Below are 17362 nucleotides of genomic sequence, written 5' to 3'. Positions count from 1 at the left end.
TTTGTCAAATGTAGACGTTAATTTTTAATCTGCAAAATTTTTTTAAAAATATTTTTTATAACATGATTTTTTCGATGGTTTTTTATGTTTTTTTTATTGTTTTTGTGAGTGAATTTTTGATGTTGTGATATTGTTTTTTTTACTTGTTTTATTTATGTATATATCTTTTTATTAGTTAGTTGTGTTTTTGATTATGGTTTTTAGATTGATTTTTTCACCATTTTTATGTTGTTTTTTTATTGTTTTATGTGGGTCTTTTTGTGTTAAAAATGATGGTTTTTTTGTTGTAAAAAGAGTGGTAGATGGTGATACTTTTGTTGTCGAAAATGGTACGAAAAAAGGCGATAAAGTTCGGTTAATCGGGGTGGATGCTCCAGAAACACGAAACACTTCAAGAAAAAAGATAGGCTATTATGGCGAGGAATCGAAAGTATTCTTGACGAAATTGCTGACCAATAAAAAGGTGAGACTGGTGGAAGATGTTGGGAAGCGTGATCGCTATGGTCGTATATTGGCCTACGTTTACCTTGGTAAGACTTTTGTGAATGCGGAATTGGTAAAAAAAGGCTATGCGCAGGTGTATACTGTTCCGCCGAATGTAAAATATGCCAAACTTTTTGTAGAATTGGAGCGCGAAGCGCGTAATCATGGACGCGGTTTATGGAAAAAATAGATTATGTGGTACGTACTTATTAGTGTGATATGCAGCGTGACGGTTTCCGTCATCATCAAGTTGGCTAAGCAACGGGGAATCAAGCATCTTCATCTCATCGTTTGGAACTATCCGGTAGCTGCTTTACTTACTTGGCAATTCCTTAGTCCGCAGTTGCCTAGTTCAGACTGGTTTCATCTGCCTTGGGCCAACTATGGCGCATTGGCCATTTTGTTGCCTGCAATATTCTTGTGTATTGCCTTTGCTATTCAATACAGTGGAATCGTTCGAACAGAAATTGCACAGCGGTTGTCGCTCTTTATTCCGCTGTTAGCGGCCTATTTTTTATTCCATGAAAAGATGGCCACGCCAAAGTTGATCGGTATTGCAGTGGGGCTTGTTGCCATATTATTTTCTATTAGTTGGCAGAAAGGGGGAGCTAAGGATGCGAACGGTAAATGGGTTTATGCGCTAGCGGTATTCGTCGGGATGGGGATAATAGATATTCTCTTTAAGCAGGTAGCCCTTTATCAGCATGTTTCCTACGCCTTCTCGATGCTGGTCATCTTCGTTTTAGCGATGCTTGTGGCCTTTCTTTTTTTGGTCTATGATCTAAGGATCAAAAAACGTCGACTGAAAACTGCTTCCGTATTTTGGGGGATACTTTTGGGATTGTTTAACTTTGGGAACATTTTGTTCTATATGAAGGCGCACCGCGCGCTTTCAGAGAGCCCGTCTATTGTTTTCACGGGAATGAACATCGGTGTCATTCTTTTGGGAGCATGTATTGGGATCATATTTTTTTCTGAGCGCCTGCAATTGATCAATAAGATCGGACTGGTGCTTGCGGTTATTTCAGTGTTAATTATTGCATATCTGTGAGTTTATTTGACGATACGTATCGTACTATTACTGGGCCCAGTGAGGGACTTTTTCGGGATAAAGGAAGCAAGTTTATGGCTTACGCCTATCCCTTCAAAAGTGAAAATCAATTAAAGGAGATCATTGCCGATCTAAAGACCTTGCATCCCAAGGCTCGGCATCATTGTTGGGCATATCGGCTTACGCCCGATCGTGCTGTTTTCCGGTTGAACGATGATGGTGAACCTTCGGGGACGGCAGGACGACCAATCTTGAATATGCTGCTGTCAAAAGACCTCACAAATGTGTTGGTGGTGGTGGTGCGTTATTTCGGAGGAACATTACTGGGCGTTCCGGGGCTGATTAACGCTTACAAGAGTGCCACCCAGCTTGCATTGGAAGAGGCAGAGATTGTGGAGGAAACCGTTAATGATGTATACGAGATTTCTTTTGATTACTTACAGATGAATGAGGTCATGCGTTTGGTGAAAGAGGAAAATTTAGGTATCTTGAATCAGAATTTCGACAACCGTTGCCTTATGGAGGTTGAGGTTCGCAAAATGCAAGTTAACCAATTTGTAAGTAAACTAGACAAGTTAGTAGGTGTGCAGTATTCATATTTAACGACAAGATGATGATAGCGGATTCAGAACTTATTCTTAATGCAGATGGCAGTATCTATCATTTAAACTTACTCCCAGAGGATTTGGCGCCAACGATAATTTTCGTGGGCGATCCGGATCGGGTTGCGGACGTATCCCGTTATTTCGATCGGATCGATATCAAGAAAGGAAAGCGAGAGTTTATCACGCACACAGGTTCGCTGCGTGGTAAGCGTATATCCGTTATATCGACCGGGATTGGAACCGATAATATTGATATCGTGTTCAATGAGATTGATGCATTAGTTAATATTGATTTTACAACGCGGACGCTGAAAACCGATTTAACGAGTTTGGATATCATTCGTATAGGCACATCGGGATCTATTCAGGGAGATATCAAAATGGGCACCATCTTGGCAAGCGCTTACGGTATAGGTTTCGACGCATTGATGCAATATTACGTAAAGCCTTACTCTGCGGAAGAAGAAAAAATACAGCACGAAGTGCAGCAGCATTTTGATACGTTGACATTTACACCCTACGTGGGCAGTGCAAGTCCGCGATTGCTTGATCAAATCGCGGCAGATTTGCCCAAAGGAATAACGATGACCGCCCCCGGATTTTATGGTCCTCAAGGGCGTTCTGTACGTTCGATCAATGTATATCCCGATTTAATTCAGAAAGCCAATTCCTTGTCGTTGGAAGGGCGTCAGATAACGAATCTGGAAATGGAAACCGCCGGTATCTATGCATTGGCTAACATGTTTGGCCATCATGCTTTGTCCATCAACGCTATTCTTGCTAGCCGCGTACACGATGCCTTCGCGGACAATCCAAAAGAAATAGTGGATCAGGCCATTCGTTATGTGCTCGACCGCTTGTAATTTCTGTAATTAACCGTTTAACCCTTTTCTGCTCGAGTCGAATCTAAGCAGGATGAAGAGTAATATCGTAAAGCTCCATAGCGAAGAACCTCCATAGCTGATGAACGGGAGCGGAATACCAATCACGGGTACAATGCCAATGGTCATGCCGATGTTGATAAAAAAATGGAAGAAGAGGATGGAGGCTACACCGTAGGCGTAGATACGAGCGAAGGCTGTCCGTTGTCGTTCTGCTAGATTTACCAAGCGTATTAATAGCGTAAGATAGATCGATATCAAAAATATACAACCTACAAAACCCCATTCTTCACCAACTGTACAAAATATAAAATCCGTGCTCTGTTCGGGAACGAAATTGTACTTGGTTTGCGTGCCTTGCAGGTAGCCCTTTCCGAACAGTTGCCCGGATCCAATGGCGATTTTAGATTGGTTGAGGTTGTATCCCTGACCGCGTGGATCGTCCATCTTACCCAAGATAATATCTATACGGTTTCGCTGGTGCGGTTGTAGAATTTGTTCGTATGCAAAGTCTACACATAGTACATAGACCGACGAGGCAATGAAAAGGATGCCGATATTGATCAAGTGTTTCCGCTTTTTGCGGAGTATAAACGCAAAGATGGCGGCAATTACCAAAAGTAAACCGATGAGAATCCACTGGTTAATTAATAGCGCCATAACGAACAGGAGTATAGCTAGTCCGCCTAATATAAGTAGGGTATTGCCAACGTAACCTTCACGATACAGCACAAAGATCAACGAGAAAAATGCTAAAGCCGATCCCGTATCGGGCTGCAGCATGACCAAGGCTACCGGAAAAAGGATGATTACCGATGCGATACTCAGTGTTTTTAAGTTGGGGTGTTTATTTGTTTGTGTGCTGAGGTAGGATGCTAGCAAGAGGCAGGTCGCCAGTTTTCCAAATTCAGAAGGTTGTAAACGGAAGCTTCCTAGTGGAATCCAAGCTTGGTTTCCACCTACATTCCGGCCTACGACGAGCACGGCAACCAATAGGAGAATCACAACGAAGTAGATGATCGGAGAGGCTGAAATAAAAAATTTAGCATCGATGATCAATATACTAAAACCGATAAGCAAGGCCGTAAAGATGTAGATCGACTGCTTTCCGTAGTTGGTGGCCAAGTTGAAAATTCCCGGTTGCTCAGGATCAAAAACCGCGGCGTGGATATTGAACCAACCGATGATACACAGGGCAAACCACAGCAAAATTGTCAGCCAATCGATGCGGCCAAAAAAGCTTTTCTCTCCAATCTTATTCATAACGGCTTCTCACTTGACTATGGTGCACAAAATATTCTTTTTTAGGGGCGGTCGACTTTGTCGTTTTTACGGCTTGGCTCGCTGCACCTTTTTTTGTTGTTGTATCTTTTTTTACCTCTGTTTTCTTTTCCGATTTCGGGATAAAGTTGGCATTGTATATTCTATCCTGTATGTATTTAGGAAGCGTAATGGTATCGTTTATATATTTCTCCACGAGCATATTAGCAATAGGACCGGCCCAGGTGCCTCCGTAACCCGCGTTTTCCACGAATACGGCGATGGCAATCTTCGGGTTTTCTCGTGGTGCAAAGGCAAAGAATACGGCATGGTTTTCCCCGTGGGGGTTTTGGGCGGTTCCTGTCTTTCCGCACATCTCGATAGTAGGGATGCGCACGCTGTAGGCCGTTCCTCCAGGTCGGTTCACTGCGCGGCTCATTCCTTCGATTACGGGCGCATAATATTTCTCGTCTACGCCGGCACTGATCTTTTCAGTAAATTCCTCTTTAACAATTTTCTTTTCCCCGATTCCTTTAACAAGGTGCGGACGGTAGTAGAAGCCTTTGTTGGCCACAATCGCCATGATATTAGCCATCTGCAATGGCGTGATACCGAGCTCCCCCTGTCCGATAGAAAGAGAGATATTGTATCCAGAGCGCCATTTACCGCTACCGTAACGTTTGGTGTAAAAGTCTGAAGTGGGCACTAGTCCGGGGCGTTCTCCCGGAAGGTCAATCCCCAACCGTTGTCCCAGTCCAAATTTCAGTAAACCTTCACGCCACATATCGTAGGCTTGTGGTCCCGACATTCCTCTGGAATCTATCATGCGTGCATAGGTGTATCCATAGTAGGTATTGCAGGAGCCCATAATGGAATTGGCCAGATCTGTTGCTCCGTGTACGTGGGTGCAGCGCATAATGGCGCGCCCACCGCCATAGCGGTAGCCTCCCGGGCAATTGAATACTGTTTGCTGGTTGATGATGCCCGCTTGTTGTGCTGTAAGTGCTGCAACGACCTTAAATACCGACCCAGGGGGATATTGCGCTTGGATAGGGCGGATAAACATGGGCTTAGTTTCGTCGTTCAGTAATTTCATGTAATTATTGCCTCGCTGTCTACCAACCATCATATTTGGATCATAGGAAGGGGCACTAACAAATGTTAATATTTCACCAGTTGCGGGCTCAATGGCGACGACAGAACCCATCTTTCCCTTCATCAGTTTTTCAGCCAATAGCTGCAGGTCTCGGTCAATGGTAGAGATCAATCCCTCGCCAGAAACGGCTAAGGTATCATAACGACCTTCCATGAAAACACCCTTCGGCCGGTTCAGCGCATCGACCATTTGGTTTTTTACACCACGTTGACCGCGTAGAAGATCTTCGTAGGAGCGTTCTATACCACTTCCTCCGATGTAGTCACCGGAGCGGTAAAACCCATCGGAATTTTTAATGTCCTTTTCGTTTACCTCTTGGATATAGCCCAACAGTTGCGGCGCGATGCTGTCTGGATAACTTCTTACGGTTCTATTCTGTACATAGAAGCCTCGAAATTTATACAGGTGTTCCTGTAGTTGGGCATATGTAGCCGAAGAAAGCTGTTTTTCGAAGATCGATGCCCGATAGGGAGAATGTTCGCGCGCTTTGTCCATGCGCGTTTTAAATCCTTTTAGGTCTATATCGATAATTCGGCAAAGTAATGCTGTATCGATTTCCTTCGCTTCGCGCGGGGTGACAAGCAGGTCGTAAACGGGTTCATTTTGTACCAAAACTTTTCCATTTCTGTCAAAAACGACTCCGCGAGCGGGGTACACGACGACTTTTCGAAGCACATTGTTGTTGGCTGATAATAAATACGATTCGTCAATAATCTGAATATAAAACAGACGTATCACAATGACCAGCGCCACGGCAATAAATATTCCTTGAATGACAAATTTACGTGCGAAAAAACTATTCATGAACGTAAAGTCCTTATGTTAATGTTTAATTAAATACTGTTGATACGTGATTTTCTTCTGTAAACCAGCAAGCTCATCAAGAAGATCACACATAACGTAAAGATACTACTTAAAACGATGCTAGCCAGCGTGTATAGAAAATTCGAAAAGGAAAACACTTCTACCAAGAAGAGTGTAAAATGGTGAATCAACGTTCCGAAGAACACATAGGGCAGAAACCATTTTGTTCCCATTTCCCCCAGAGATGGGGTATTGAAGGAATCTTTTATCTCCACTTCCAGTGTAATTTTATGGAAAAACGTTCGGAAAAGAGCTAATGCCACGCAGGCCGCGGCATGTACACCCGTTGAATCGTAAAATGCATCGATAGTCAATCCCGTGAGGAAAGCCAAGATGAAGAGCAATAGGTTGGGTAGTCCTATGGGCAGTAGTAGGATAAAGAAAATGTAGGGAAAAGTGGAAGCTACATTGTAGTAACCTATGTTTTTAAATAGGGCCACCTGCAGCAACACAACTACAAAGAATCGGATGATATTTAGTACGATAACTTTACCCATTGTCTTGGCTCGTTGTTTCTAACGTTTCTTTTTCATTGACTAACAAATCTCGGACGATGTAGACGTGGTTCAGGTTGCTAAAATTGGTGGACAACTTGATTTTAAGATCCAAGAAGCTTTCCCCAGATTTGATACCTGTTTCGACAATATTACCGACGTGTATTCCTGCCGGAAAGAGCGAATAACCGGAGGTAAATACCTTTTCGCCTTTTTTCACCTGTACATGGTTAGGGATATCCCGCACCATACCAAAACGTGGATCAATATTGCTTCCCCATACGAGCGATCCAAATACTTCAGAGCTATCCAAGGTTACGGATATTTTCGTGTCGGGATGGAGCAAGGATTGCACCGAACTGAAATGAGCCGATGTTTGCAGGATAATGCCTACCACACCATTGCTGGTGATAACGCCCATTCCTTTTTCTACGCCATCTGCAGATCCTTTATCCAGTGTGAGGTAGTTGCTCTTTTGGTGCACACTGTTGTTTGCCACGTTGGCCACAATAAATGCGTATCTACCCTGCTCAATCGAATCTACAATATGTACCGAGTCAGCCGATGTATCCGCTTGAAGCAAGTTTTGAATTTGCTGTCTTAGCAAGACGTTTTCAGCGGCCAACTTTTCGTTGGCATCATGTAGCGAGAGGTAGCTTTTCCAAGAGTTGACCTGTTGATAAAACGAGCCCACCATGACATTGGACGAGTTTATAAAGGATGTGCGTTGGTAGCTGTTGTGTTGTACGACGAGGGCAATGGACACGGAGAAAAACAGGATAAACCAGAAGATCGCATTGTATCGAACAAGAAATAGCCAAAGGTTTTTCATGAATATCCGTTAATTACCTGTCAACAAATACGCGATATAGAATAGTAGATGACCTCTTTTCTATATCGCGCATGTTAGAAAAATTATATAGACGCGTTACTGCATCAAAAATTTAAATCGTCCAATGTTTTTCAAAGCGATGCCTGTACCTCTTACCACGGCGCGAAGGGGATCTTCGGCAACATGCACAGGAAGCTTGGTTTTCGCTTGGATACGTTTATCCAAACCACGCAGCAAGGCTCCACCACCAGTTAAATAAATACCGGTTTGATAGATATCTGCCGATAGTTCTGGCGGTGTAATTTCCAAGGCTTTTAGGATAGCTTCTTCGATCTTAGAGATAGATTTATCCAGACAGTGTGCTATTTCAGTATAAGAAACGGTAATTTGTTTAGGTATACCGGTCATCAGGTCACGTCCTTGTACCGCAAAATCCTCTGGTGGATCTTGTAGTTCCGGAAGAGCGGCACCTACTTCAATCTTGATTTTTTCTGCGGTGCGTTCACCGATCATAATATTATGTTGACGACGGATATATTGTACAATATCGGAGTCAAAGTTATCTCCGGCTACGCGAATAGATTGGTCGCAAACAATACCCGAAAGGGCGATCACGGCAATCTCGGTGGTACCGCCACCGATATCGATGATCATGTTACCCACGGGCTCTTCCACATCAATACCGATACCTACAGCTGCCGCCATCGGTTCGTGGATAAGGTAAACCTCTTTAGCTCCTGCAATCTCGGCAGAGTCGCGTACCGCTCTTTTCTCCACTTCGGTGATTCCTGAAGGGATACATACCACCATACGAAGCGAGGGGAAAAACCACGACTTTCCGTTGTTTACCAGTTTCACCATCCCGCGAATGAGGTGTTCGGCTGCTGTAAAATCAGCAATAACACCATCCCGAAGAGGCCTTACTGTCTTTATGTTATCATGAGTCTTTCCTTCCATCTGCATGGCCTGCCGCCCTATCGCGATCACCTTGTTGGTGGTGCGGTCGAAGGCAACGATAGATGGTTCATCGACTACTACTTTGTCATTATGTATGATCAGGGTGTTGGCCGTTCCCAAATCGATAGCAACTTCTTGCGTAAACCAGTTAAATAACCCCATTGAATGTCTCTTGTCTTATTTTCAATTTTAATGCAAACCTAAATAAAAAAAATGGTTTTATCCATCTGTTGGATAGGAAAAAGTGATGCACGCCGTAAATGTTTTCATGATAGAAATCGATAAAAACCTTACAACGATAAAATCGGTCTTTTATTGCATTAATGTGCCAATATAGTAGTTGAACGTGTCGACATCGATCTTGTTTAAATCATCAATTTGTAGGGGGAGGATAGTCAACTTATCGCTAATCATATAGCGTTTCTGTTCACCGCCTTTTAAGCCGATATGAACTGGCATTTTGAACTGTGCTGTTTCCGTAATCCATCGACAAGCAAGCTTGCCATCTGGGGTTTTCCGCAGTTCCAAAACGGGGATACTTTTACGCTGGATGTATTGCTCGAATACAGTGGTGAAATCCATGCCGCTTTCCTTGTTGAGGTATTGTAAGACATCCACGTAGTCTACCGTTTTATGGTAGAAGGTTGCATTTAGTCCACGTAAAATCGATCGCCATTTGTCGTCGTCGTCGATTATTGTACGAATCATATTTAAAAGCACACCGCCTTTTGGATACATATCGCCAGATCCTTCTTTATTTACGCCATAAGGACCTTGCATGGGCTTATCGTTTAATATGCCTTGGCGGTTGCCATGCACATAGGCCAAGCTCGCTTTTTTGCCAAAATGATAATCGATAAACAGGGCTTCGGAGTAGTTGGTAAAGCTTTCGTGTATCCACATATCTGCTAGATCGTTCGAGGTGATATTGTTACCGAACCACTCATGTCCCGATTCATGCACGACGATGAAATCCCATTTCAATCCCCAGCCGGTGCCCGAGGCATCACGCCCCAAGTAGCCATTTTGGTATTTGTTGCCATAGGCGACGGCACTTTGGTGCTCCATACCTAAATGGGCGGTTTCGACAAGTTTGTAACCATCTTCGTAGAACGGATAGGGGCCAAACCAATGCTCAAATGCATCGAGCGTTTGTTTTGCATTTTTTTGTAGATGTGGTATTTTAGCTTTATTTTCTTCTAAAACATAGTAGTCCACGGTTAGCGGTCCTTTTTCCCCTTGATAAAGCTCCTTCACGTGAACATAGTCACCGATGTTGAGTGCTATATTATAGTTGTTGATCGGGTTGGTGACTTTCCAATCGTATCGCGTGTAGCCATTTTTCAGTTTTTCCACTTTTTGTAGTCTACCATTGGATACGTTCATCAAGCCGTTAGGCACGGAAACAGATACCAGCATGCTATCTACCTCGTCTGATTGATGATCTTTATTGGGCCACCATACGCTGGCACCGAGCCCTTGACAGGCTGTGGCCACCCACGGTTTACCATTGCTATCTGTTTTCCAGTCAAATCCGCCGTCCCAAGGTGCTCTAGTAGCGGCAACAGGAGTTCCGGAGTAATGCACAACGAAAGAATCGATCTTGCCCTTCTCGATAGTTTGCGGAAAACTAACAAATACGGCGTTGTACGACCGTTCGAAGGGAACGGATTTTCCCTTGTATAACACTTTGTCTACAGACAGGTTTTCAAACAAGTCAAATTGCAGCTTATTAAAATCTGCCGTTGCCTGAAAACGGAACAGGTTGCTCCCTGAAATAAATCGTTTGTCAATGTCTACTTTGACATCAAGGTGGTAGTATTTGATATCATAGCAGGTGCGTAACGGTGTTAACGTCCCTCTTAGGGAGTCCGCCTTGCTGAAAAGCTCCTTGGCCTTCATTAGCTGTCCGTGGGAAGGCGTATAGAGTGCCGTCAAGGCGATAACAGTTAGGGTTTGAATGATGTGTTTCATTTGATGTCGTACTGATCCGGTTTTCGACAGTAAATATAGAAAACGGCAGGCTAAGAATGGATGCTGAGGGGAATATTTGGATAAGATATGGCTAAATTACGTTAATATTCAAGCGATATTTTGTGAAAGGATGGCCTTAATCGTTTTTTTTTGTGTTGAACTAAGATGAAATGAATACCTGTGGAATATTTTTTCTTGACATAGGTTAAGTTTTAGTAGGTAATTAGCCATTAATTTTGATTCAATTAAAAGGATGAACATATGAAGGACCGATTGAAAGAACCGCAATTTAACAAGCAGGAGACCATCTCTGCTGCTCTTGGTGGCCGGAAGCGGCAGGATGGAAAGTTGAAAAAGGTTAAGCCAAATAAGGCAGATGTATGGAAATCAGGGTACTTCTTTCCGCATCTGCCCATTGGCTTTTTCCTGTGATTGATATTTTTTTAAACTATATTTCGACCATAAAGAATTCTTTCTCCTGTTGGTGTTTTTTGAGTACGGGAAGCGCCACGTTGTAAACCGCTAGGTTTTCGGAGAGCGAGCCGATAAGTTGTCCGGCATGGGCGTGGCCGTGAAATACTGCCGAAACTTGTCGCCGAATGAGTGGTTCCGCTAAGAGGGAAGACCCCAAGAAAGGAAAAATTTCTACGGGTTCGCCTTGTACGGTTTCCGCGGTTGGCGAATAATGGAGTAGAGCAATCTTCGGAATTTCGGGATATTCCTGCTCCAATCGAGCAAGAGAACGGTCGAGTTGCATTGACTCATCTACCGACTCCTGTACAAATGCCTTCATGGCATCTTCACCAAACATAGATAGCATATAGCGATCAAAGCCTCCGCCAAAACCCTTTACGCCTGCAAACCCCGTATCTTTGATAACAACGGATTCGCCATCGAGCAACTGAAAGTTGCTAGTCGACAGCATTTGTCGGATAAGCTTCTGACGGCCTTTTTCGTAGTCGTGGTTGCCCAGGACGCCAACGGCGGGTATGTGCAAGGCGTGCAGCTCCTCAGCCAAAATATGCGCTTCCTCCTCATCGCCGGTGTCGGTCAGGTCGCCACATATTAATAGTACATCGGCTATGTTGGATATTTCCTCGAAGTAATTCTTCCATTTTCCTTTGTCGGTCATCTTAACGTGTAAGTCGCCAACTGCAGCAATCTTTATCGGTTCACGTGTTGCCATCATTAAACTGTTTTTATGGTGTAAGATTTATAGTTCCACTCCCGGACGTCCACCTGATACTGTGTTTGGTCGATCAGTGGGCCGCGACACACTTTCTCTACCGGCGGAGGGAGATCATATTGTTCCTTAGCACGCTCCAGCAGATTCATGAACAGTTTTTGCGGGATAATATCCGCGTACTCGGAGGGATAAACAAACTGGAAGCTCAACAATTGGCTCAATAACAGATGCCAATGTGCATCGATTCGGAAAAGAAGGTGATCCCAGTCCAATTGCTTACCATATTTCAGTAGCGTATGGTTAATGTCCGCATTATCATTACGTTCACGGTTTTGTACGTAAAGTTTGCACCAGATCAATTCCTCTGCAGGAATAAAGCGCACGGGGATGTTCATAAAATGTCCGTCTGCCGCACGTTCATACCAAGAGTCATCAACGGTACAGATATGATTGACGCTGTCAAAAATAATATCAATATAGAAATCGTCCTTAAACACCTTCGCCAGCCAGCGTACGTCCGTATGTTCTACACGGTATCCGCGCTCAGCGAAGAACTTGAGGATGGGGATATACTCGGTGCTTTTGCAAAAGATATCCAAATCTTTGGTGTTTCTGAAAATGCCTGTGTAATGAAACATGGCAAAGGCTCCGCCCAGCATGTAGGGTAGCTTGCTCTCGTGAAGCAATTGTAAAGCCTCCTGAAAGAAGGCTTCTGAGGCCTGTTGTTCTTTTTCTGGTTCTTCCATACGCTATAAAACGGTTTGTTAAAGGTTTGCCGGAGCTACCTTTTCCGTAGGAAGAGAACGGTCTGAAGGCAGATTCGTTCACATCCGTTATTTTCAGAAAGGCACAGGGATAGCTTAGTTCGGCGCGCGGAATATTGAGTATTTCGCTTTTGCGAACCCTATTAAAGGAAAGAACTACCCGTATTCTTGGTGTAAATACTTGTTTTGCGGTGCTTTGGCTAACATGTTGTTCACTTATGCGTCCTTATCGCAGTAGGGTGCTAACACAGACACCTATGGTTAAATCAAATATAAACGTTATGAAAAAATGCACATTCGTATTATTCGCCAGTCTACCCATACTACTTTGGTCCTGTGGCGGTGGGAATTCAGATAGCAAAGCTGCAGACAGTGTAGAAACCACACCGGGACCTGTCAGCGAAATGGATAAGTCGCGCTACAACCTCAATTCTACTGATGAACCGCTTTACGGCACAACAGACACCTTGAAACAGGATTCGCTGCAAAAAGCAGATTCATTGAAGAAAGCAAATCCATAATGTTAGGATTAGCGCTTATTAATCTTCGTGGAAACTTATCTGCTTGTAAGCAGGCAATACGCTGTTTGGCAAACATTTCGTGTTATCGATTGTATTTTCATTAAAGAATAAGGAGCTGCCAACTATGTATATGCGAAGAGAGGATTTGGATCAAAACGATTTAAGTAATCGTAGCGGAGTGTTCTACCAAGATGTGCTCTCGGGGTTGCGTGAACCGATGAAGCGCTTACCATCAAAATATTTTTACGATGCTGCAGGTGATTTGCTTTTTCAGAAAATCATGCGCTGTCCAGAATACTATCTCACACGATGTGAAGAAGAGATTTTTAGGGATAAGGCGGGGGAGCTGCTCGAGCATCTTCTTCAAGCAAACCGGCAGGTGGATCTGATTGAACTCGGAGCGGGTGATGCCAGCAAGACACAACACCTGATAGGCGAAATGTTGCAACAACAAATTCATTTTACGTATCGTCCCATAGATATCTCTCCACACGTGTTGGAGCAATTGGGGGATAGGATGCGAACTGCGTTTCCGACGATCGATTTGCAGGCTTTTCAAGGCGATTATTTCGATGGCTTGGCCGATATGGCGACTACTGGAGCGCTTCCCAAAGTAGTTTTGTTTTTAGGCGCTAATTTGGGCAATATGACGCGACAGCAAGCAGCGCAATTTTGCGTTAGGTTACGATCTTTATTGCATACTGGCGATCGTGTTTTGCTGGGGATTGACCTGATGAAAAATCCACGTATCATACAGGCTGCTTATGCTGATGAAGCTGGATTGACCTGGCAATTTAATATGAACTTATTACGTCGCATGAATAAGGAGCTGGGAGCCGATTTTAATGAGGAACTATTCGAGCATTATTGTCAGTATGATCCCGTATCTGGCACTTGTAGTAGTTATTTAGTCAGTTTGCTGGATCATGTCGTGCACTTTCCGGATGAGCAGGTGCTGTTTGAGAAAGACGAACTTATTCATATGGAAGTATCGCAGAAATATCGTTTTGAAGAAACGCAAGCTTTAGCAAGAGCTTCGGGCTTCATGCCTGTGCATGCGGTGGCTGATAAGCGTAATTGGTTTGTGGACGTTATTTGGGAAGCCTGTTAATAGCGAATAGAAGATAAAAATGAACGATTTATTAAATCAATTTTTAACCGTCCGCAGCCAGTCGGAGGAACTTTGTGCGCCTTTGTTGGCAGAGGATTACGTTGTTCAACCGAAAGAGTTTGTCAGTCCGCCCAAATGGCATCTAGGACACAGCACTTGGTTTTTTGAAACTTTTTTGCTGCAGCACAAGCCCGGATATTCGGTGTTTGATCCGCACTATAATTTTGTGTTCAACAGTTATTATGAGTCTGTTGGAGCTCGGGTAATACGGACAGATCGCGGAAACCTCAGTAGACCCAGCGTAGCCGATGTATACAGCTACCGAAAGCATGTGGATCTCCATTTGTCTGAATGGTTGGATCAATGGACAAATGAAGAGCCTCTGCGCACTTTGTTGATGCTCGGCCTAAATCACGAACAGCAACATCAAGAACTGCTGATGACCGATATCAAGTATATCCTGGGCCATAATCCTTTGTTTCCTCCCTACGATCTAGGCTACAAAGATCCCGAAGATTTCAGCAGCGGTGCTGAAGCATATATTCAAATCGCTGAAGGGCTTTATGATATTGGTTATGCTGATGATGGTTTCTGCTATGACAACGAGCAGGGCAGACATAGGGTATGGTTGGATGGTTTCACGATAGCAGCTCAGCTGGTGACGAATGCGGCCTATTTAGAATTTATCGAGGCAGGAGGCTACGGTGATTTTAGGCATTGGCATGCCGAGGGCTGGGACTGGGTGCAGAAGGAACAGGTAAAGGCACCGTTATACTGGCATGAAATCGAAGGTGAATGGATGGAATACGGGTTGAGCGGTTTGCGAAAACTTGATCCAGAAGGTTTACTATGTCATGTCAGCTTTTACGAGGCTGCCGCTTTTGCGGCCTGGCGTGGCATGCGTCTGCCAACAGAACAGGAGTGGGAGGTAGCTGCCCTGGCATTCAATTGGGGAAGACGTTGGGAATGGACCAATAGTGCATATCTGCCGTATCCTGGCTTTTGTAAAGCCGAGGGGGCAATTGGCGAATACAACGGTAAGTTTATGGTTAACCAGATGGTGTTGCGTGGTGCCTCGGATGCTACGCCACTAGGGCATAGCCGCGTCACTTACCGGAATTTCTTTCATGCTTCGGCACGCTGGCAATATTCCGGAATTCGCTTGGTAAAGCAATAATTTACTAGGGAACGAGGCGTTTGCCCAATATCTTAAGTCCATACTCTTTGCCATCCATTTCGGCGATGCGTGGGAAGTCGCCCCAGTCGGTAAACCCAAAACGATAAAATAGATTTAAACTGGGGATATTGTGTGAGAAAATAAAGGCCAGCAGGGTCTTTATTTGAAACTGAGGAGCGGAATCTAGTGTATGCTGTAGTATTTGTTTACCATATCCAGCACCGCGTTTGTCGGCGGCAAGATAGATACTGACCTCCACCGTACCATTATATGCCGGTCTGCCATAAAACGATTGAAAGCTAACCCAGCCGATGGTATCTCCGTTTTGATTTTCCACCATCCACAAGGGGCGTCGTTCAGCATTATGCTCTTCGAACCAAGCAGTTCTACTCTCTGTACTCACTTCTTCGGTATCTGCAGTCACCAACCGAGAGGCTATTGTGGTATTGTAGATCGCTACGATCTGTTCTAAGTCAGCACGTTGTGCGTCTCGGTAAACTAAAGCTTCCATGTTAACTGTTTTTTCGCTGCAAATATAGATATCGTTCAATATAAAACAAATGTATGTTTACGCGTTTATTCCGGGTTCACTATCTCTCGTCAACATAAATCATTTTATACATGTCAAAGCCCGGTGCCCAGTAGTCTTTTCGAATATCTACAATTTCAAATCCATTCTTTTCATAAAATTGGAAAGCCAATTGGGAGGTGCGCACAGAGATCATATGTATATCAACCATCGACTTTAAGATGTCTAAGCGATGCTGCAGCATCTTTTTTCCTATCCCTTTGCCTTGCTCTTCGGGATGCACGAAGTCCCAACTTAATTTACCGGTACCAGCCTCCTTTTCAAAATTGATACCTGCAGCAGCTACAATCTTTCCATGTAACTCGGCCACAAAATAAAGTTCTATTTCCTGATCGAGGTATCGATCTAGATCTGCAATTTCCTCTTCCGCAAAATAGGTGGGCACTAATAAGCCCAAGAGCGCCAAAAGCGACTTCTTGTCATTTACCTGATAGGGGCGGATATGTAGCTGCTCTTGCATATGTTGTTAAACCATTATTTTTTTAAACAAATCTTTGAGATGCGTAATCTCACGTTGATACCGGTTGTTCTTCCTGCTGCCAAAATACAAGGTATTTTCCAATGTTTTGTCTCCTTTCCATAGCAATTGGATTGATCCAGCTTCAATTTCTTTTTTACACAAGAAGTCAGGAATAACGGCAAGTCCAGCTCCGCTGCCTAGGCAGCGCACGATCGATTGCAAGTTGGGCACAATATAGTTCGGTCGGAAGTCGGGCTTACGGTTGAAGTTTAAACTCCAAAAATGAAAAAGATGCTCCATATCGCCTGTGGTGCCATACCATTTCTCCTGTTTGAGCCAGTCCTGCAGTGCTGATCTATCGTTCGTTGTAAGGATAGCCTTAAATGCTTCGCTATCCACTGCCGTTCCAGCTACCAAAACGATGTTTTCTTTTGAAAAAGCTTCGTGCTCGATTTGTGGTGAAGAACCTTTTCGCGGCGTGATGATCAAGTCGAGTATACCTTTATCCAACTGTTCTAACATGTCGGGGTAATCGCCGAAGCTAATAATCAGGTTGAACGGTAAACTGGAAACGTAGGGCTCCAACGTGGTTTGAAAAGTCTCAAAGCACATGCCCACGCTGATCGTCGGGGTGTGTTTCTCTGTTGATTTCTGGAAATTTTTTTCGACCTCTTCCAATTGTTGCAATGGGGCAGCAATTGCATTGAAAAGCACTTTTCCCCGTTCTGTAGGGACCATTTTTCTACCTGTACGATCAAAAAGCTTGTAACCCACGTATGCTTCCAACGAACTTAGATGTAGGCTTACCCCCGGTTGCGAAATGAAAAGCGCCTCCGCAGCACCGGTTAATGTACCCATTTTATAGATGGATTTAAATGTTCTGTACCATTCTAGATTGACCATAGCTGTCCATATTTTTTTGCCTGTACGTTCCGCTAGCAGCGATTGTACAACAAAAGTAAGGAAGTGATATAATAGTATCCTATTATTTTAATAA

19 protein-coding genes are annotated in these 17362 nt (G+C 43.9%); 8 read left to right on the top strand and 11 right to left on the bottom strand.

Annotation, left to right across the window (positions count from 1 at the left end):
* Nucleotides 1-295: 295 nt before the first annotated feature.
* From SCB77_RS04910 to SCB77_RS04895, 4 genes are read left to right on the top strand one after another with little or no spacing between them, the layout of a single operon-like run.
* Nucleotides 296-673 (top strand): thermonuclease family protein, encoded by a 378-nt coding sequence (locus SCB77_RS04910; protein ID WP_320185316.1) that lies wholly within the window; start codon nucleotides 296-298, stop codon nucleotides 671-673.
* A 3-nt stretch (nucleotides 674-676) separates the two neighbouring features.
* On the top strand, nucleotides 677-1534 hold the full coding sequence (locus SCB77_RS04905; protein ID WP_320185315.1) for a DMT family transporter: 858 nt from the start codon (nucleotides 677-679) through the stop codon (nucleotides 1532-1534).
* Nucleotides 1531-2148, top strand: coding sequence for an IMPACT family protein (locus tag SCB77_RS04900; RefSeq protein WP_320185314.1), 618 nt, complete (start codon nucleotides 1531-1533; stop codon nucleotides 2146-2148). The genes SCB77_RS04905 and SCB77_RS04900 overlap by 4 nt, the downstream gene beginning before the upstream one ends.
* Nucleotides 2145-3002 (top strand): nucleoside phosphorylase, encoded by an 858-nt coding sequence (locus tag SCB77_RS04895; RefSeq protein ID WP_320185313.1) that lies wholly within the window; start codon nucleotides 2145-2147, stop codon nucleotides 3000-3002. The genes SCB77_RS04900 and SCB77_RS04895 overlap by 4 nt, the downstream gene beginning before the upstream one ends.
* Nucleotides 3003-3011: 9 nt before the next feature.
* Here the strand turns inward: SCB77_RS04895 and rodA are convergent, their stop codons facing one another.
* The 6 genes from rodA to SCB77_RS04865 all read right to left on the bottom strand — a co-directional run bounded on the left by rodA (nucleotide 3012) and on the right by SCB77_RS04865 (nucleotide 10557).
* Nucleotides 3012-4283 (bottom strand): rod shape-determining protein RodA, encoded by a 1272-nt coding sequence (gene rodA / locus SCB77_RS04890; protein WP_320185312.1) that lies wholly within the window; start codon nucleotides 4281-4283, stop codon nucleotides 3012-3014.
* Nucleotides 4276-6240 carry a penicillin-binding protein 2 gene (gene mrdA / locus SCB77_RS04885; protein WP_320185311.1) on the bottom strand — a complete coding sequence of 655 codons (1965 nt, stop codon included), beginning with the start codon at nucleotides 6238-6240 and terminating at the stop codon, nucleotides 4276-4278. The genes rodA and mrdA overlap by 8 nt, the downstream gene beginning before the upstream one ends.
* Before the next feature lie 29 nt (nucleotides 6241-6269).
* Nucleotides 6270-6797 carry a rod shape-determining protein MreD gene (locus SCB77_RS04880; RefSeq protein WP_320185310.1) on the bottom strand — a complete coding sequence of 176 codons (528 nt, stop codon included), beginning with the start codon at nucleotides 6795-6797 and terminating at the stop codon, nucleotides 6270-6272.
* On the bottom strand, nucleotides 6790-7626 hold the full coding sequence (mreC, locus tag SCB77_RS04875) for a rod shape-determining protein MreC (protein WP_320185309.1): 837 nt from the start codon (nucleotides 7624-7626) through the stop codon (nucleotides 6790-6792). The genes SCB77_RS04880 and mreC overlap by 8 nt, the downstream gene beginning before the upstream one ends.
* Before the next feature lie 96 nt (nucleotides 7627-7722).
* On the bottom strand, nucleotides 7723-8745 hold the full coding sequence (locus tag SCB77_RS04870) for a rod shape-determining protein (RefSeq protein WP_274268854.1): 1023 nt from the start codon (nucleotides 8743-8745) through the stop codon (nucleotides 7723-7725).
* 150 nt (nucleotides 8746-8895) lie between these two features.
* Nucleotides 8896-10557 carry a M1 family metallopeptidase gene (locus tag SCB77_RS04865; protein WP_320185308.1) on the bottom strand — a complete coding sequence of 554 codons (1662 nt, stop codon included), beginning with the start codon at nucleotides 10555-10557 and terminating at the stop codon, nucleotides 8896-8898.
* Nucleotides 10558-10818: 261 nt separating this feature from the next.
* Here SCB77_RS04865 and SCB77_RS04860 point away from each other — a divergent pair, with 261 nt between their 5' ends.
* On the top strand, nucleotides 10819-10989 hold the full coding sequence (locus SCB77_RS04860; protein WP_320185307.1) for a hypothetical protein: 171 nt from the start codon (nucleotides 10819-10821) through the stop codon (nucleotides 10987-10989).
* Between the two features lie 16 nt (nucleotides 10990-11005).
* Here SCB77_RS04860 and SCB77_RS04855 read toward each other — a convergent pair whose 3' ends face one another.
* Both SCB77_RS04855 and SCB77_RS04850 read right to left on the bottom strand, forming a co-directional pair.
* Nucleotides 11006-11746: a metallophosphoesterase family protein gene (locus tag SCB77_RS04855; RefSeq protein WP_320185306.1), complete on the bottom strand. Its 741-nt coding sequence runs from the start codon at nucleotides 11744-11746 to the stop codon at nucleotides 11006-11008.
* On the bottom strand, nucleotides 11746-12489 hold the full coding sequence (locus tag SCB77_RS04850) for a nucleotidyltransferase (protein WP_320185305.1): 744 nt from the start codon (nucleotides 12487-12489) through the stop codon (nucleotides 11746-11748). Before SCB77_RS04850 ends, SCB77_RS04855 begins: the two co-directional genes overlap by 1 nt.
* 299 nt (nucleotides 12490-12788) lie before the next feature.
* Between SCB77_RS04850 and SCB77_RS04845 the strand changes: the two genes are divergently transcribed.
* The 3 genes from SCB77_RS04845 (at nucleotide 12789) to egtB (ending at nucleotide 15316) form a co-directional block, all read left to right on the top strand.
* Entirely contained in the window at nucleotides 12789-13028 is a 240-nt protein-coding gene (locus SCB77_RS04845) for a hypothetical protein (RefSeq protein WP_320185304.1), read from the top strand.
* Between the two features lie 124 nt (nucleotides 13029-13152).
* Nucleotides 13153-14139 carry an L-histidine N(alpha)-methyltransferase gene (locus SCB77_RS04840; RefSeq protein ID WP_320185303.1) on the top strand — a complete coding sequence of 329 codons (987 nt, stop codon included), beginning with the start codon at nucleotides 13153-13155 and terminating at the stop codon, nucleotides 14137-14139.
* A 19-nt stretch (nucleotides 14140-14158) separates the two neighbouring features.
* Nucleotides 14159-15316, top strand: coding sequence for an ergothioneine biosynthesis protein EgtB (egtB, locus tag SCB77_RS04835; protein ID WP_320185302.1), 1158 nt, complete (start codon nucleotides 14159-14161; stop codon nucleotides 15314-15316).
* 4 nt (nucleotides 15317-15320) lie between these two features.
* On the opposite strand, the gene SCB77_RS04830 is transcribed toward egtB, so the two are convergent.
* From SCB77_RS04830 to SCB77_RS04820, 3 genes are all read right to left on the bottom strand, one after another.
* On the bottom strand, nucleotides 15321-15827 hold the full coding sequence (locus tag SCB77_RS04830; protein WP_320185301.1) for a GNAT family N-acetyltransferase: 507 nt from the start codon (nucleotides 15825-15827) through the stop codon (nucleotides 15321-15323).
* 79 nt (nucleotides 15828-15906) lie between these two features.
* Complete coding sequence (locus SCB77_RS04825) at nucleotides 15907-16365, bottom strand: GNAT family N-acetyltransferase (RefSeq protein WP_320185300.1); 459 nt, start codon at nucleotides 16363-16365, stop codon at nucleotides 15907-15909.
* Nucleotides 16366-16371: 6 nt separating this feature from the next.
* Nucleotides 16372-17268, bottom strand: coding sequence for a LysR family transcriptional regulator (locus SCB77_RS04820; RefSeq protein ID WP_320185299.1), 897 nt, complete (start codon nucleotides 17266-17268; stop codon nucleotides 16372-16374).
* Nucleotides 17269-17362 lie beyond the last annotated feature (94 nt).

The organism is Sphingobacterium bambusae (assembly GCF_033955345.1).
Taxonomy (GTDB): domain Bacteria; phylum Bacteroidota; class Bacteroidia; order Sphingobacteriales; family Sphingobacteriaceae; genus Sphingobacterium; species Sphingobacterium bambusae.
The sequence above is the reverse complement of the archived record's forward strand: the minus strand, read 5'-3'. Positions and strand labels throughout refer to the sequence as shown.

Excerpts from the sequence above, each read along its gene's own strand:
- SCB77_RS04905 (WP_320185315.1), top strand. The coding sequence starts at position 677 with ATGTGGTACGTACTTATTAGTGTGATATGCAGCGTGACGGTTTCCGTC.
- SCB77_RS04895 (WP_320185313.1), top strand. The coding sequence starts at position 2,145 with ATGATGATAGCGGATTCAGAACTTATTCTTAATGCAGATGGCAGTATC.
- rodA (WP_320185312.1), bottom strand. The coding sequence starts at position 4,283 with ATGAATAAGATTGGAGAGAAAAGCTTTTTTGGCCGCATCGATTGGCTG.
- mrdA (WP_320185311.1), bottom strand. The coding sequence starts at position 6,240 with ATGAATAGTTTTTTCGCACGTAAATTTGTCATTCAAGGAATATTTATT.
- SCB77_RS04880 (WP_320185310.1), bottom strand. The coding sequence starts at position 6,797 with ATGGGTAAAGTTATCGTACTAAATATCATCCGATTCTTTGTAGTTGTG.
- mreC (WP_320185309.1), bottom strand. The coding sequence starts at position 7,626 with ATGAAAAACCTTTGGCTATTTCTTGTTCGATACAATGCGATCTTCTGG.
- SCB77_RS04870 (WP_274268854.1), bottom strand. The coding sequence starts at position 8,745 with ATGGGGTTATTTAACTGGTTTACGCAAGAAGTTGCTATCGATTTGGGA.
- SCB77_RS04865 (WP_320185308.1), bottom strand. The coding sequence starts at position 10,557 with ATGAAACACATCATTCAAACCCTAACTGTTATCGCCTTGACGGCACTC.
- SCB77_RS04860 (WP_320185307.1), top strand. The coding sequence starts at position 10,819 with ATGAAGGACCGATTGAAAGAACCGCAATTTAACAAGCAGGAGACCATC.
- SCB77_RS04855 (WP_320185306.1), bottom strand. The coding sequence starts at position 11,746 with ATGATGGCAACACGTGAACCGATAAAGATTGCTGCAGTTGGCGACTTA.
- SCB77_RS04850 (WP_320185305.1), bottom strand. The coding sequence starts at position 12,489 with ATGGAAGAACCAGAAAAAGAACAACAGGCCTCAGAAGCCTTCTTTCAG.
- SCB77_RS04845 (WP_320185304.1), top strand. The coding sequence starts at position 12,789 with ATGAAAAAATGCACATTCGTATTATTCGCCAGTCTACCCATACTACTT.
- SCB77_RS04840 (WP_320185303.1), top strand. The coding sequence starts at position 13,153 with ATGTATATGCGAAGAGAGGATTTGGATCAAAACGATTTAAGTAATCGT.
- egtB (WP_320185302.1), top strand. The coding sequence starts at position 14,159 with ATGAACGATTTATTAAATCAATTTTTAACCGTCCGCAGCCAGTCGGAG.
- SCB77_RS04830 (WP_320185301.1), bottom strand. The coding sequence starts at position 15,827 with ATGGAAGCTTTAGTTTACCGAGACGCACAACGTGCTGACTTAGAACAG.
- SCB77_RS04825 (WP_320185300.1), bottom strand. The coding sequence starts at position 16,365 with ATGCAAGAGCAGCTACATATCCGCCCCTATCAGGTAAATGACAAGAAG.
- SCB77_RS04820 (WP_320185299.1), bottom strand. The coding sequence starts at position 17,268 with ATGGTCAATCTAGAATGGTACAGAACATTTAAATCCATCTATAAAATG.